The organism is Janthinobacterium sp. PLB04 (genome assembly GCF_021165895.1).
Taxonomy (GTDB): Bacteria; Pseudomonadota; Gammaproteobacteria; order Burkholderiales; family Burkholderiaceae_D; genus Janthinobacterium; species Janthinobacterium lividum.
Window position 1 is genome coordinate 2,657,805 of sequence record NZ_CP088968.1, and the last position, 12,932, is coordinate 2,670,736.

Genomic DNA, 12,932 nt, shown 5'->3' on the forward strand with positions numbered 1-12,932 from the left:
CACGTAGCCTTGGGACTCGCGTTGCAAAGCATCGTCCCACCAACCGGATATGTTTTTTCGCGTTTCGTGGCGTAGCCTGGCCGTTTGCCTCACCGTTCGACTGCCGGTGGTGTCGCCATTTGTTTGTGTCCACCCAACCGCTATTTAATGAGGAACTCCATGTATCCATATTCCCGTAGTGTTACCCCTGCCGCCAAAAACCACCTGGAAGCCCAGCTGGCTTTCTTCAATGGACTGTCGAAGTCGCTGTTCCAGTCGGTGCAGCACTTCAGTGACCTGAACATGCAGCTGGCGCAAGGCTTGCTGGAAGAAACCACGGTCACCGGCCAGAACCTGCTGACGGTCGAGCGCGCTGAAGATGTGTTCCAGGTGGCTGCCGCCTCGGGCCAACCAGCCGCCGAGCAATTGCGCAAGTACCAGCAACAGGTAGCGCGCCTGGCAGCCGATACGCAAGTCGAACTGGCCAACGTGGCAGAGCGGCATGTGAATGAAACGAGCCGTACTGCCAAGGCCCTGGCCGAAGAAGTGGCCCGTACTGCTTCGGAAGAAACGGAGAAAAACGTGCGCAAGCAGCAGGAAGCCATGCAGCGCATCGCCGAACCGTTCCAGGCCTATCATCAGAACGGCGCCAGCCGCGACCAGCAGCGCGGCGCGCAAAGCCGTGACGGTCAAAGCCTGCAAAGCGGCAGCCACCAGGGTAGCCAGCAGTCGGCCGGCAGCGAAAGCTCGGCCAGCGGCAGCGTCTCGCAAGCGGGCTCCGCACAAAGCAAAAGCAGCAGCGCCAGCCGTAAAGAGTAAGCGGGCCGCTGCAGTCAACTGAATCCGCATTCGGGGGCCGAGCCTTGAGGTGCGGCTGGTTGACACGCAGCGTTGCGCGCAGTGGCCAGGCAGAGCGCCCGTCCCTCAGGGGGCGGGCGTTTTGTCGTGGACGCGCGCCGCGGCAGCCTGCGTGGCGGTGCCCTGTGCCATTGCCGGCTGCTGCGGCGTGGCCGGAGGCGTTGGCCTGGTGTCTTGCGGCGTGCCTCCGTTGTTTGCCGTGTTGTCCGCCGCCTTGTCAGTCTTGCTGTTGGCGTCGATAAAGGCGCTCACGGCGTCGAGCGTGGGCGCCAGCATGCGCAAGGGGCTGGCCAGCGAGGCGACCAGGGTGGTATGGCTGACCTTGTCGAAATACGTTTCCGTCACGGGCCTGGCAAGCGCCCGCAATGCCCTGGCCAGGCCACCCGTGTTGCGTTGCGGATCGACCAGCTTATCCTTGCCGGGCGCCGGTGCGATCAGCAGGGCGGGCGGCGCTTCTGCAGTCACGTGATGGATGGGCTGCGAAGCGGCGGGTGTGTCCGGGTAAAAGAAAACGGGGCGGGTGATGGTGTTTTCTATTGGCAGGAAATCATAGGGGCCGGCCAGGCCGATCCAGCCCCGCAAGTCGTGCGGACGCATGCCGTGGCGCGCCAGCAGGCTGGCGTCGAGCGCTAACATCGCCGCATTGTAGGCGCCGGCGCTATGGCCCATGACGAACAGCCGCGCCGGGTCGCCGCCATGGCGGCTGGACTCCATCGCGGCCCATGCCACGGCGCGGGCCGCATCCTGCAAGATTTCGGGATAGTGCACGTCCGGATACAGCCGGTAGTCGGCGATCACGGCCAGATAGCCGCGCGCCGCGAGCGCGTGACCAACGAAGGCATAGTCGGCGCGCTCGCCCGTTGTCCAGTTGCCGCCGTAAAAGAACACCACCACGGGCACGGGCCCCGTACGGGTCCTGGGGGCGTAGACATCGAGCTTTTGCCGTGGCAGAGGGCCGTAGGCCAGGCCGCGCGTCACTTGCGAGGCGTTGCCGGACGACAAGGCATTAATGGCTATCAAGGGCGAGCAGGCGGCCAGGCCGACAGCCAGCGGGATGGCCCCCAGCAAACCGAGCAGGGTGGTGCGCAGGATCGTCATGCTTGCTCCTGATGGTGATGGCTGATGCTTGCAGTGTAGGCCAGGCAGGGCTGGGCGCACACGGAGAAGTTGCTGTTTGGCATAGATAAATGTTGCATGCGTCAATCAGTCCTGTAACAGCCATTTGCGCGCCGTGGCGATGACAGCGTCCGACAGGGTGCGCGTGAGCGGGGTCTGGATATCCCAGGCATGCCAGGTCAGGGGCACATCGAGCGCCTGCCCGGCCGCCACGTCGACCAGCCTGCCGGCGGCCAGCGCCGTTTCCGCCTGCAGCAAGGGCACCATGCCATAAGCATAGCCCGCTTCGATGAAGCGCACGAAGTCGCGCGCCGAACCGAGCACATGGTGTGGATAGCGGCCCGTGTAGCCGAGGCGGTGCTGCAGGTAGCGTTCGTGCAGTGCATCCTTGCTGCCAAACGTGATGGCCGGCGCCTGGCTGACGGCTTCCACGGTAAAACCATGGGGAAACCATTGCTGCGCGAACGCGGGCGAGGCTACGCACAGGTAGCGCATGCCGCCCAGCGGCGTGGCCGTGGTGCCGGCCACCAGGTCGTTGGCGCTGGTGACGCAGGCAAACACGCGCCCTTCGCGCAGCTGGCTCAGGGTGTGGTCCTGATCGTCGAGGCGGATATCGAGCAGGCACGACGGCGGCGACAGCAGCGGTCCCAGCGCTTCCGGGATCCAGGTGGCGGCGCTGTCGGCGTTGACGGCGATGGCCAGCTCCGGCAATTGCGTGGTGGGGCCGGGCTGGGCGTCGAGCGCCGCTTCGAGCAGCTTGACTTGCCGGTAATGGGCGATCAGGCGCTGGCCCGCTTCCGTGGGCAGGGGTGGGTGGCTGCGGATGATCAGCAGGGTGCCTTCCAGGTTTTCCAGGGTGCGGATGCGCTGCGACACGGCCGGCTGGCTGATCGCCAGCGCCTGCGCTGCCTTTTCAAAGCTGCCCAGGCCGATCACGGCGTCGAGGGCGGCCAATCCACGGTAATCGACGACGCGCATAAGTTTCTCTTATATATGGTTAGAATCATTCATTATACTTATATTTACTTTTTCTTTACACTGTTGAAATAGGGTAACAACTCCACTCTCCCGCGCGGTCCTGCTGGTACCGCTACACCCTCCACCTACCTTTGATGACTTTGCCGTTGCCGGCAGAGCGTGGGCGGCCGTGCGCGTGATGGAAAGCAATAAAGGAATCGATATGGACAGCGCAATCTTCTTGAAAGGCATGGGGCTCGGAGCGAGCCTGATCGTGGCCATCGGCACGCAAAACGCTTTCTTGCTCAAGCAGGGCTTGAAGCGCCATTACGTGCTCACCTGCATTCTGGTCTGCCTGGTGTGCGACGCCATCCTGATCACGGCCGGCGTGGCCGGCATGGGCACGTTCATTGCCGACAATCCCAATTTCCTGCTGTGGGCCAAGGCCGGCGGCGCCACCTTCCTGATCGCGTATGGCTTGCGCGCCGCCAAGTCGGCCTGGCGCCCAACGGCCTTGACGGTGTCGGCCGCCAAGTCGCCCGAAGGCTACTGGGCCGTGATCGGCGCAGCGCTGGCGTTCAGCCTGCTGAACCCGCACGCCTTCCTCGATACGGTCATCCTGCTCGGCTCGATCGGCGGCCAGCATGAAGGCGTGGGACGTTTCTACTTCGCCGGTGGCGCCATCATGGCTTCGGCCCTGTGGTTCTTCCTGCTGGGCTTTGGCGCCCGCTACCTGGCGCCCGTGTTTGCCAAGCCCATGGCCTGGCGCGTGCTCGACGGCATCATCGCCCTCGTCATGTGGGCCATCGCCGCCTCGCTGTTCCTGTAAAGCATCAACGCGTCAGGAAGGCCAGCACGCGGCTGGCCAGCTTGCCATACGGTGGCCACAGCAGTTTCAGCACACTGTAGCGGGCCTGGTAAAACACGGGCCGCAGCTTGCTGAAGGTGTGGAAGCCTTCCACGCCATGGTAGTGGCCCATGCCCGACTCGCCCACGCCCCCGAAGGGCAGATCGTGCTGGCCAACGTGGAAGAGGGCGTCGTTGACGGACACGCCGCCCGACATCACGCGGTCGATCAGCAGCTGCACCGTGTCTGCCTGGTTACTGAACGGATAGATGGCCAGCGGGCGCGGTCCCGCGTTGATGCTGTCGATCACGGTGTCAAGGTTCGCATAGCCGCGCAGCGGCAGGATGGGACCGAAGATTTCCCGCGTCAGCAACAGGCAATCTTCGGGCGCGTCGAGCACGATGTGTGGCGCGATCTTGCGCGTGGCCCGGTCGTACGCTGGGCCCGGCAACAGCGAAATCACTTGCGCGCCCCGTTCCCGCGCCTCGTCGAGCGCCAGCAGCAGGCGCTCAAAGGCGGCCTCGTCGATGATGGAGGTGTAGTCGGGCGTGTCCAGCCGCGGGTAGCGCGTGGGCACGATGGCGCGTGCATGCGCGACGAAGGCGGCGATGCTGGCTTCGGGCAGCCAGGCGTGGTCGACGCTGGTGCAGATTTGCCCCGCGTTCAGGTACTTGACGAACAGGATGCGCTCGGCTGCCGTGCGCACGTCGAAATCGGCGCAGACGATGGCCGGCGCCTTGCCGCCCAGCTCCAGGGTGACGGGGCACAGATTGCGTGCGGCCGCCGCCATGACGGCGCGGCCCGTCTGGCCGGAACCCGTAAACAACAAGTGGTCGAACGGCAATTGTGAAAATTCCATACCCACGCCGCCTGTCTCGTCAAAAAACTGCAGTTTTTCCGGCGGAAAGTAGGCGGGCATGGTGTCGATCAGCAGCCGCGCCAGGTGGCGCGAGTTTTCGCTCATCTTGACCATGGCGCGGTTGCCGGCGGCGAAGATGTAGGTCAAGGGCACCAGGCTCAGGTTCACGGGAAAATTCCACGGCACGATCACGCCCACCACGCCCAGCGGCTGCGGCATCACGCGGTTGCGGGCGCCAGGAAAGCTGCGCCAGTCCACGCCGCGGCGCTGCGGCCGCATCCATTTTTTCAAGTGTTTTAATACATGGGCTATGCCGTCGATGGCGGGAAAAATCTCCGCCAGCAAGGTTTCGTGCCGGGAGCGGTTGCCATAATCGGCACTGATCGCTTCGCATAGCGCGTCTTTATGCTCGCGGATGAAGCGCTGCAGAGTCTGCAGGTCGCGTTGGCGCTCGGCCAGGGTCGGCACGGGGTGGGCCAGGCAGGCGGCACGCTGCATGGCCAGGGCGGCAGCGAGTTCGGTGCTCAATTCCATGTTTTCTGCGACATCAGGCATTGTTTTCCTTGGCCGGCCCGGCAATGTGCGCGCCGTTCCAGCACACTATAGTGGACTCTGCGGATAAGCGCCGCCAGCGTGCCGGCGGCGTTGTACGATACACCGTAAAATGTCCATCAACTTGACACTACGTTTTCCAGGAATGCCATGACCTCGATCCCGCCAGACTCCCTGCACATCGTGTGCCCCCATTGCGACGCCGTCAACCGCTTGCCGGCAGCCCGCCTGATTGAACAGCCCACGTGCGGCAAGTGCCAGAAGGATTTATTTACGGGCCAGCCCGTGGACCTGGCCAGTGCCCGTTTCCTCAAGCATATCGACCGCAGCGATATTCCCGTGCTGGTTGACTTCTGGGCGCCGTGGTGCGGTCCATGCCGCAGCATGGCGCCATTCTATGTGCAAGCCGCCAAGACCCTGGAACCCGTATTTCGCGTCGTCAAGGTGAATACGGAAGCGTCGCCGGACCTGGGCAGCCGTTTCAATATCCGCAGTATTCCCACCCTGGCCCTGTTTATGCGCGGCGTGGAAGTGGCGCGCCAGCCCGGTGCCATCGATGCGAATGCCATCATCGCCTGGGCGCGGGAGAAATCCCGCCTTTGAGCCGGCAGGAAAACCATCGCAGGTTTTCGATTTGACATTTTATATGCCGCCATATTATATTGCGCCATATGATAAAACTCGAACAGAAATATACGGCCCTGCTGGGCGACGTGCAGCGCCGTGCCAGCGGTCTCGACATGACGCGCTCCATCGGTCAGTTGCGCCTGTGCTTTGAAGTGCTGGGCCTGGCATCCGCCATCGATGGCGATTGCGCCGCGCGCCTGGGCCGGCATGGTTTGTCGGAAGGCAAGTTTGTCTTGCTGGCCCTGCTGCGCGACGTGCCCGGCGGACTGTCGCCGCACGAACTGGCCGAGCGGGCCGGCGTGACGCGCGGCACCATCACGGGCTTGCTCGACGGCCTGGAACGCGATGGTTTCCTGGCGCGCCACGCGGACCAGGTCGACCGGCGCAAGCTGCTGGTGCGCCTGAGCGCCAAGGGAAAAATGGCCGCCGCCACCCTGGTCGATGAACACGCGCAATGGATCGCCAGCCTGTTTGCCGATTTCACGCCGGAAGAAATGCAGTTGTTGAGCGCGCTGCTGGAAAAAGCCTGGAGCAAGACGGACCGAGGTGCCGCATGAGTCGTAGCGTCGCCGACATCGCTCCCGCGCGCCTGGCGCTGCTGAACGGGGGAAGCGTGGCCAGCACCACCCTGACGGAAGGGCTGGCCATCGATTTCGCCCAGCTGCTGGCGGCGGCTGTGCCCGCTATCGGCGCGGCCCGGCTGGAGCAGATGCGCGCGCAGGCCGCAGCCGGCATCACCAAACGCATGGCGCTGGCGGCGCAATTGCTGCTCGACGCACAAGTTGACTTGGCGCCATTGCTAGCGCATGTTTCCGACACGGTACGAGGCTGGGTCTGCTTTGCCATTGCCGCCCAGGCTGGCTGGACCTTGCCGCAACGGCTGGCCGCCATGCGGCCGCTGGCCGACGATGGCCATTTCGGCGTGCGCGAATGGGCCTGGCTGGCCCTGCGGCCCCATCTGTCGGCGCATCTTGACGACGCCATTCGCTTGCTGGCGCCGTGGACGTCGGACCCGTCGGAAAGAGTCCGCCGTTTCGCCTGCGAAGCGCTGCGCCCGCGCGGCGTCTGGTGCGCGCATATCGCCCAGCTAAAAGAGCGGCCGCAGCTGGCCTTGCCCGTGCTGCACGCCTTGCGCGCCGACCCGGCCGTCTACGTGCAGGATTCCGTGGCCAATTGGCTCAACGATGCGGCCAAGAGCCGGCCCGACTGGGTACGCAGCCTGTGTGCGCAATGGCTGCTGGAAAGTGCCAATGCCGCCACGCAACGCATCTGCAAGCGCGCCCAGCGCTCGCTGGCCTGACGATGGATCACTGAAGGAGAAAACATGCATTACCTGTTAGAACTGTACAGTCCGAAACCGGCCTGGCTGGCCCTCGATGGCGCCGCGCGCCAGGCGTATTTCGATACGGTGGGCGGCGGCATGGCGGCCTTGTCCGGCACGGGCGCCGAAGCGCTGGCCATGGGCGCCATCGATGGCGGCAAGCTGCATGCGGCTGCCCAGCAATTCTATGCCGTCTGGCGCTTCCCGGACGAGGCGGCACTGAACGCCTTGCTGGCCGGCATCGCCGCTACGGGCTGGCATGATTATTTCGATACCATCAATGCGGCCGGCCCGGCCGTGGATTTTCCTGGCCACCTGGCGCAGCTGGCGGGCGTCTAAGCGTACGGCGTTTTCCTTGCCGCTGCGGTAAAGTTGGCATTTTCATCCGATCACCGACGTTGATGCCGACCAAACTGCTCCCCATCCTGATGCTTGCCCTGGCGCCCATGCTGGCGTCGGCCATCCCTGCCACCCCGCAAGCCCTCGTCGTCGCCGCCCGCAAGCAGGTGGGCGTGACCGTACAGTACGACCCGCGCTACGAACGGCTCGCCTATCCGGGCGGCGACGTGCCGATAGAGCGGGGCGTGTGCACGGACGTGGTCGTGCGCGCCTACCGCCAGCTGGGGCAGGATTTGCAGGTGCTGGTGCACGAAGACATGCGCAAGGCGTGGCAGGTGTACCAGCAGCAGGGACGCTGGCAAATGAAGGGGCCGGACCGCAATATCGACCACCGCCGCGTGCCGAATCTGGGCACGTACTTTGCCCGCCACGGCACCAGCCTGTCGCCAAGCAAGGAAGCGAACGCTTACCGCGCGGGCGACATCGTCACCTGGCGCCTGCCGCGCAACCTCACGCACATCGGCATCGTCAGCGACAAGCAGTCGTGGAGCGGCGTGCCGCTCATCATCCACAACATCGGCGAGGGTGCACGCGAGGAAAATATTCTATTCAGCTATCCCATCACGGGACATTATCGCTGGCAGCCCCGTTGACGGCCAGCGGTGCTATTTCCTGCAGGATCGCCAGCACCTTGGCCAGCGCCGTGTCGATGTCGAGCTTGTCGATGGCGCCATAGCCGAGGAACAGGCCTTCGTGACGCGCCACGCCATGGTAAAAGCCCGATAGCGCATACAGGCTGATGTCGGCTAGGCGCGCGCGGCGCAGCAATTCGGCGATGTCGAGCGGCGCCTGGGCCAGGGCCGCCACGTGGAAGCCGGCGCTGGCCGGCACCAGGCGAAACCACGGCGCCAACGGGCCGTTGAACCAGTGCTGCAGCCGCTCGCGGCGGCCCGCATAAATGTCGTGGCAGCGGCGTATGTGGCGCAGCAAATGGCCGTCGCCGATGAACTTGGCCAGCGCATGCTGGCCCAGGCTGGCCGTATGGCAATCGCTCAGGTATTTCACCGTTTCCACGGCGGCCACGATGGCTTGCGGCAGCACTGCATAGCCGAGCCGCAATTCCGGCAGCATGATCTTGGAAAAGCTGCCCACATGGGCCACGACGCCATAGCGGTCCATGCTTTGCAGGGAATCCTCGGGCCGGCCTTCGTAGCGGAAGGCGCTGTCGTAGTCGTCCTCGATGATGATGGCACCCAGTTGCTGAGCCCGCTCCAGCAAGGCATGGCGGCGCGCCATGCTCATCGGCATGCCCAGTGGAAATTGATGCGCGGGCGTGACATAGATCAAGCGCGTGCCGTCGGGAATCTGCCCGACGACGAGGCCATCCTCGTCCACTTCGATGCCCACCACGCGGGCGCCCTGGCTGGCGAACACGGCGCGCGCCACAGGGTAGCCGGGTTCTTCCACGGCAACCGTGTCACCGGGCTCCAGCAAGGTCAGCGCCAGCAGGTGCAAGGCTTGCTGCGCGCCGCTGGTGACGAGCACTTGTTCCTCGGTGCAATGGATACCGCGGCTGAAGGCGGCATGGCCGGCAATCGCCGCGCGCAAGGACGGCAAGCCGGCGACAGGCGCATAGCGGCCGCGCGCCTGTCCACCCTGGCGCAGCGCGTGCAGCATGCAGGCGCGCCATTCATCCTGCGGGAAGTGCGCGGGCGTGGCGCGGCCGCCGATGAAGGCGTAGCGCGCGGGCTCTTCCTGGCTGGCACGGCGCAAGGGCGTGGGTGTCGCTTCCCAGCGGGCGATGCGCTGCGCGCTGGCCAGCGGCGTGCTGGCGTGGCGGCGCTGCGGCGAGGCGTGCGGCGTCTGCACGAAGCTGCCCACGCCCACTTTGCCGACCAGCAGCTTTTCATAACCGAGCTTGTCATACACGTCGGAGACCGTCTTGCGCGACAGCCCCAGCTGGCTGGCCAGCAGGCGCGAGGGCGGCAATTGCTGGCCGTCCGTCAGCCGGCCCGAGCGGATAGCTTCGCTGAGCTGGCGGTACAGCTGGCCGCCCAGGTCGCGCGTGCCGTCGATCAGGATATGTAATTCCATGGTGTGTCTGCTGGTGGTCTGCCGTTTTTCGGGGGGATTGGCCTGCCGCGCGTACTGCTTGCGCTTCTACAATAGTGCATCTTTACTCTATCAAGGAATGCATCATGACACAGCAACGACTCGACTTCACACAAGCTTCGCCGGACGCCGTCAAGGCCATGTACGCACTGGAAGCGGCGATCGCCAAGCTGGGCGTGGAACACTCGCTGCTCGAGCTGATCCGCCTGCGCGCCTCGCAAATCAATGGCTGCGCTTTTTGCGTGGACATGCACACGAGCGACGCGCGCAAGGCCGGCGAAACGGAACGCCGCCTGTATGCCGTGTCCGTCTGGCGCGAAACGCCGTTCTTCACGCCGCGCGAGCGGGCCGTTCTGGCCTGGACGGAAGCGTTGACGCTGCTGCCGCAAAACCACGCCTCGGACGACGATTACGCGGCGCTGGCGGCCGAACTGACGCCGGCGGAAATGGTCAACGTGACCCTGGCCATCGGCTCCATCAACACATGGAACCGCCTGGCCGTGGGTTTCCGCAAGATGCCCGAATAAATCCTGTGTTCGTTCGCGAACAGACGCCTGGCTGGTCCCTGGGTAGGCTGGCAAAATAACTTGTCAGCGAGGGAACGGCCATGGAAGTCAATATTAGCGAAGCAATTGAAAAGACTCCGGAACAGCTGGAAGAGACGCGCCGCGAATTCGTCGCCGAACTGTGGCGGCGCTTTGAAGCCTTGCAGGAATGGGCCGTCAGCCATTGGCCTGACCAGCACAACCCCTTGAGTTCCGCCGACTTCGTCGAGGCGCGCAAGGAAATCTTGAGTCTGCGTTCGCCGGCCGGTTCCCTGAATCAGCCGGCGCAGCAAAATGAAGCGGAACCGGAGCAGGGCGGGGCGCAGTATGTGGACGTGACGCCCGCGCCCTGGCCTTGAGGAGCGCCTGAGAAAACGTCCATGACTGCGTTGCCGTGCCTTGCCGTACTAGCGTACTGCCTGCGGCACGGCGCCTTGTCCTGAACGTTTTTCAGGTGCTCCCGACCTGAAAAATCCGCTGTAAAAGCTACTGCTTGACCGCTTCCGTTTTCCCGCCCTGCGCAAACACCCAGCAAACCAAACTCACCAGCAATCCCGCCATCACGCCATACGCCAGATTCAAGGCGCTGTCGAACAGCAGCGGCGCCACCAGGCCCGAGACCAGCGCGAACAGCAGCATCTGGATGAACGATTGCATCGACGACGCCAGGCCGCTGTTGTTGGGGAAGTGGTTCAGGGCCATCAGGGTCATCGGCGGCATGGCGATCGACAGGGCGAACGAGTAGAAGAACAAAGGCAGCACGGCCCACGGCACTTCGGCGGCGAAGACATAGTTGTAGCCGATGTTGGCGGCAGCCGCCACCAGCATCAGGATAAAGCCGGTCCAGATCATCTGGCGCTGGCTGTAGCGGTGGGCGATCTTCGCCGACAGGGCCGAACCGAACACCATGCCGCTGATCAGGGGAATGAACAGCCAGGCAAACGCCGTTTCCGGCAGGTGCAGGATGTTGATGATGAAGTAGGCGGCCGAACCGATGTACAAGGCGAAGCCGCCAAAGGCGGCGCCGATGGCCGTCGACAGCAGCAGGAACTGGCGGTGGCACAGCACTTTCCAGTAATTGACGGCGATATCGCCCAGGTGGAAGGCGTGGCGCTGCTCCTTCGGCAAGCTTTCCGGCAGCGCGCGCCAGACGACGACGAACATCAGCACGCCAAACGCCGTCAGGAACCAGAAGATCCAGCGCCAGCCCAGGCCCACTTGCAGCCAGCCGCCCAGCACGGGGGCGATGGCCGGCGCCAGCGCGAACACCATCATGATGTGCGAGAGGATTTTTTGCGCGGCGGCGCCCGAATAGCGGTCTTGCACGATGGCGCGCCCGATCACGGAACCGGCGCCCGCCGAAAGTCCCTGCAGCACGCGCCAGGCCAGCAGCCAGCCCAGCGACGGCGCCAGCGCGGCGCCCACGGAGGCGATCACATACAGCACCAGCGAGACGAGAATCACGGGACGGCGGCCGAACGAGTCGGACAGGGTGCCGTAAAACAGCATCATGAAGGCGAACGTGAACAGGAAAAAGCTCAGGGTTTGCTGTACCAGCAGGGGGCTGGCATTGAAATCTTGCACGATGGCGGGGAACGACGGCAGATAGGTGTCAATTGCAAGCGGTCCGACCATCGCCAGGCCCGCCAAAATCCATGTTAATAATTTAGTCATGTTGAAGAGTGTTTTTGTTAGCCCGTCATTTTACGCTAGTGGACGCAATCGGGTTTGGCGCCGGCCTTGTTTGTCATTCATATGCGTTTTTCGCATATGGAATCTTGAAATTCTTCGTTTGCGTCGCTTGTCGCCACCGCTATGCTGGGGCGACCCGGCTTGTTTGCCATTTTCTGGAAGTGATACGCCATGCACAGTATTTATCCCGCGGCGCCCGCCGACGACACGGCCCAGTGGAACCTGGGGCCCGTGATCCAGGCCTTGCGCAGCTCGCGCGAAGACAAGCACAAGATCCGCCATAACGGCAGGGTGCGCGAACTGCCGTCGCGCGAAGCCCTCACCACCATCGTCAACGGCCTGTCGGCGGCCCTGTTCCCCACGCATTACGGGCGGCCCAACCTGACGGACGAAAGCATCGATTATTTTGTCGGCGACACCCTTAACACCACCCTGAACCGCCTCAGCGAACAGGTGCGGCGCGGCTTGCTGTTCTCAGTGCCGGCCGGCGATGAGGGGGATGCCGCCAGCGACGACGCGGCCCTGGCGCAGCAGGCGCGCGACATCACCCGCGCATTCGCCGCCAGCCTGCCCGATATCCGCGCCCTGCTGGTGTCGGACGTGCAGGCCGCGTATGCGGGCGACCCGGCCGCCACCTCGGTGGCCGAGATCATGCTGTGCTACCCGGGCACCATCGCCATCCTGTACCACCGCCTGGCGCACCGCCTGCATGCGCTGGGCGCGCCGTTCCTGGCGCGCCTGATCGCCGACATCGCGCACACCCTGACGGGCATCGACATCCACCCGGGCGCGCACATCGGCGCCTCCTTCTTCATCGACCACGGCACGGGCGTCGTGATCGGCGAGACGGCCATCATCGGCCAGCGCGTGCGCCTGTACCAGGCCGTCACCCTGGGCGCCAAGCGTTTTCCCGCGGATGCTTCCGGCGCGCTGATCAAGGGCACGCCGCGCCACCCCATCGTCGAGGACGACGTGGTGATATACGCGGGCGCGACCGTGCTGGGGCGCATCACCATCGGCGCGGGATCGACTATCGGGGGGAATGTGTGGCTGACGCAGAGCGTGCCGGCGAACAGTAATGTATCGCAGGCGCAGATGCGCAATGATTAGGTGCGGTGGAGGTGGAGC

At 64.4% G+C, this 12,932-nt stretch carries 15 protein-coding genes; 10 read left to right on the top strand and 5 right to left on the bottom strand.

The features are described from left to right. The first annotated feature begins 159 nt into the window (after positions 1-159). The gene (locus LSO07_RS11790) at positions 160-798 is read left to right on the top strand and encodes a phasin family protein (protein WP_070279068.1); all 639 of its coding nucleotides are present in this window, start codon (positions 160-162) and stop codon (positions 796-798) included. 105 nt (positions 799-903) lie between these two features. Here the strand turns inward: LSO07_RS11790 and LSO07_RS11795 are convergent, their stop codons facing one another. Continuing rightward, a complete protein-coding gene (locus LSO07_RS11795) occupies positions 904-1,935 on the bottom strand; it encodes an alpha/beta hydrolase (RefSeq protein ID WP_151094329.1) in 1,032 nt (343 codons plus the stop codon). Between the two features lie 105 nt (positions 1,936-2,040). After that, positions 2,041-2,931, bottom strand: coding sequence for a LysR family transcriptional regulator ArgP (locus LSO07_RS11800; RefSeq protein WP_099379669.1), 891 nt, complete (start codon positions 2,929-2,931; stop codon positions 2,041-2,043). 202 nt (positions 2,932-3,133) lie between these two features. On the opposite strand from LSO07_RS11800, the gene LSO07_RS11805 reads away from it, so the two are divergent. Beyond that, positions 3,134-3,739, top strand: a complete 606-nt coding sequence (locus LSO07_RS11805) for a LysE/ArgO family amino acid transporter (RefSeq protein WP_034785705.1) — start codon at positions 3,134-3,136, stop codon at positions 3,737-3,739. A 4-nt stretch (positions 3,740-3,743) separates the two neighbouring features. Here LSO07_RS11805 and LSO07_RS11810 read toward each other — a convergent pair whose 3' ends face one another. Next, the gene (locus LSO07_RS11810) at positions 3,744-5,171 is read right to left on the bottom strand and encodes a coniferyl aldehyde dehydrogenase (RefSeq protein ID WP_151094331.1); all 1,428 of its coding nucleotides are present in this window, start codon (positions 5,169-5,171) and stop codon (positions 3,744-3,746) included. Positions 5,172-5,318: 147 nt separating this feature from the next. On the opposite strand from LSO07_RS11810, the gene trxC reads away from it, so the two are divergent. The 5 genes from trxC to LSO07_RS11835 all read left to right on the top strand — a co-directional run bounded on the left by trxC (position 5,319) and on the right by LSO07_RS11835 (position 8,108). Next, a complete protein-coding gene (gene trxC, locus LSO07_RS11815; protein ID WP_151094333.1) occupies positions 5,319-5,771 on the top strand; it encodes a thioredoxin TrxC in 453 nt (150 codons plus the stop codon). Between the two features lie 71 nt (positions 5,772-5,842). After that, complete coding sequence (locus LSO07_RS11820; RefSeq protein ID WP_208672495.1) at positions 5,843-6,352, top strand: MarR family winged helix-turn-helix transcriptional regulator; 510 nt, start codon at positions 5,843-5,845, stop codon at positions 6,350-6,352. After that, entirely contained in the window at positions 6,349-7,095 is a 747-nt protein-coding gene (locus LSO07_RS11825) for a DNA alkylation repair protein (protein ID WP_151094337.1), read from the top strand. Before LSO07_RS11820 ends, LSO07_RS11825 begins: the two co-directional genes overlap by 4 nt. 24 nt (positions 7,096-7,119) lie before the next feature. Beyond that, positions 7,120-7,455 carry a DUF6616 family protein gene (locus tag LSO07_RS11830; RefSeq protein WP_151094339.1) on the top strand — a complete coding sequence of 112 codons (336 nt, stop codon included), beginning with the start codon at positions 7,120-7,122 and terminating at the stop codon, positions 7,453-7,455. 62 nt (positions 7,456-7,517) lie between these two features. Beyond that, positions 7,518-8,108 carry a DUF1287 domain-containing protein gene (locus tag LSO07_RS11835; RefSeq protein ID WP_099387317.1) on the top strand — a complete coding sequence of 197 codons (591 nt, stop codon included), beginning with the start codon at positions 7,518-7,520 and terminating at the stop codon, positions 8,106-8,108. Here LSO07_RS11835 and pdxR read toward each other — a convergent pair. Next, complete coding sequence (gene pdxR / locus LSO07_RS11840) at positions 8,077-9,549, bottom strand: MocR-like pyridoxine biosynthesis transcription factor PdxR (RefSeq protein WP_151094341.1); 1,473 nt, start codon at positions 9,547-9,549, stop codon at positions 8,077-8,079. The two genes, LSO07_RS11835 and pdxR, sit on opposite strands and share 32 nt — an antisense overlap. Before the next feature lie 104 nt (positions 9,550-9,653). On the opposite strand from pdxR, the gene LSO07_RS11845 reads away from it, so the two are divergent. Next, entirely contained in the window at positions 9,654-10,094 is a 441-nt protein-coding gene (locus tag LSO07_RS11845) for a carboxymuconolactone decarboxylase family protein (RefSeq protein ID WP_034785695.1), read from the top strand. 80 nt (positions 10,095-10,174) lie between these two features. Further along, positions 10,175-10,471 carry a hypothetical protein gene (locus LSO07_RS11850; RefSeq protein ID WP_099393180.1) on the top strand — a complete coding sequence of 99 codons (297 nt, stop codon included), beginning with the start codon at positions 10,175-10,177 and terminating at the stop codon, positions 10,469-10,471. 127 nt (positions 10,472-10,598) lie between these two features. Here LSO07_RS11850 and LSO07_RS11855 read toward each other — a convergent pair whose 3' ends face one another. Then, positions 10,599-11,786 carry a multidrug effflux MFS transporter gene (locus tag LSO07_RS11855; protein ID WP_151094343.1) on the bottom strand — a complete coding sequence of 396 codons (1,188 nt, stop codon included), beginning with the start codon at positions 11,784-11,786 and terminating at the stop codon, positions 10,599-10,601. A gap of 189 nt (positions 11,787-11,975) precedes the next feature. Here LSO07_RS11855 and epsC point away from each other — a divergent pair, with 189 nt between their 5' ends. Next, entirely contained in the window at positions 11,976-12,914 is a 939-nt protein-coding gene (gene epsC, locus LSO07_RS11860; protein WP_052140419.1) for a serine O-acetyltransferase EpsC, read from the top strand. Positions 12,915-12,932: the final 18 nt, after the last annotated feature.

Excerpts from the sequence above, each read along its gene's own strand:
- LSO07_RS11825 (WP_151094337.1), top strand. The coding sequence starts at position 6,349 with ATGAGTCGTAGCGTCGCCGACATCGCTCCCGCGCGCCTGGCGCTGCTG.
- LSO07_RS11845 (WP_034785695.1), top strand. The coding sequence starts at position 9,654 with ATGACACAGCAACGACTCGACTTCACACAAGCTTCGCCGGACGCCGTC.
- trxC (WP_151094333.1), top strand. The coding sequence starts at position 5,319 with ATGACCTCGATCCCGCCAGACTCCCTGCACATCGTGTGCCCCCATTGC.
- LSO07_RS11795 (WP_151094329.1), bottom strand. The coding sequence starts at position 1,935 with ATGACGATCCTGCGCACCACCCTGCTCGGTTTGCTGGGGGCCATCCCG.
- epsC (WP_052140419.1), top strand. The coding sequence starts at position 11,976 with ATGCACAGTATTTATCCCGCGGCGCCCGCCGACGACACGGCCCAGTGG.
- LSO07_RS11810 (WP_151094331.1), bottom strand. The coding sequence starts at position 5,171 with ATGCCTGATGTCGCAGAAAACATGGAATTGAGCACCGAACTCGCTGCC.
- LSO07_RS11800 (WP_099379669.1), bottom strand. The coding sequence starts at position 2,931 with ATGCGCGTCGTCGATTACCGTGGATTGGCCGCCCTCGACGCCGTGATC.
- LSO07_RS11830 (WP_151094339.1), top strand. The coding sequence starts at position 7,120 with ATGCATTACCTGTTAGAACTGTACAGTCCGAAACCGGCCTGGCTGGCC.
- LSO07_RS11850 (WP_099393180.1), top strand. The coding sequence starts at position 10,175 with ATGGAAGTCAATATTAGCGAAGCAATTGAAAAGACTCCGGAACAGCTG.
- pdxR (WP_151094341.1), bottom strand. The coding sequence starts at position 9,549 with ATGGAATTACATATCCTGATCGACGGCACGCGCGACCTGGGCGGCCAG.
- LSO07_RS11790 (WP_070279068.1), top strand. The coding sequence starts at position 160 with ATGTATCCATATTCCCGTAGTGTTACCCCTGCCGCCAAAAACCACCTG.
- LSO07_RS11835 (WP_099387317.1), top strand. The coding sequence starts at position 7,518 with ATGCCGACCAAACTGCTCCCCATCCTGATGCTTGCCCTGGCGCCCATG.
- LSO07_RS11805 (WP_034785705.1), top strand. The coding sequence starts at position 3,134 with ATGGACAGCGCAATCTTCTTGAAAGGCATGGGGCTCGGAGCGAGCCTG.
- LSO07_RS11855 (WP_151094343.1), bottom strand. The coding sequence starts at position 11,786 with ATGACTAAATTATTAACATGGATTTTGGCGGGCCTGGCGATGGTCGGA.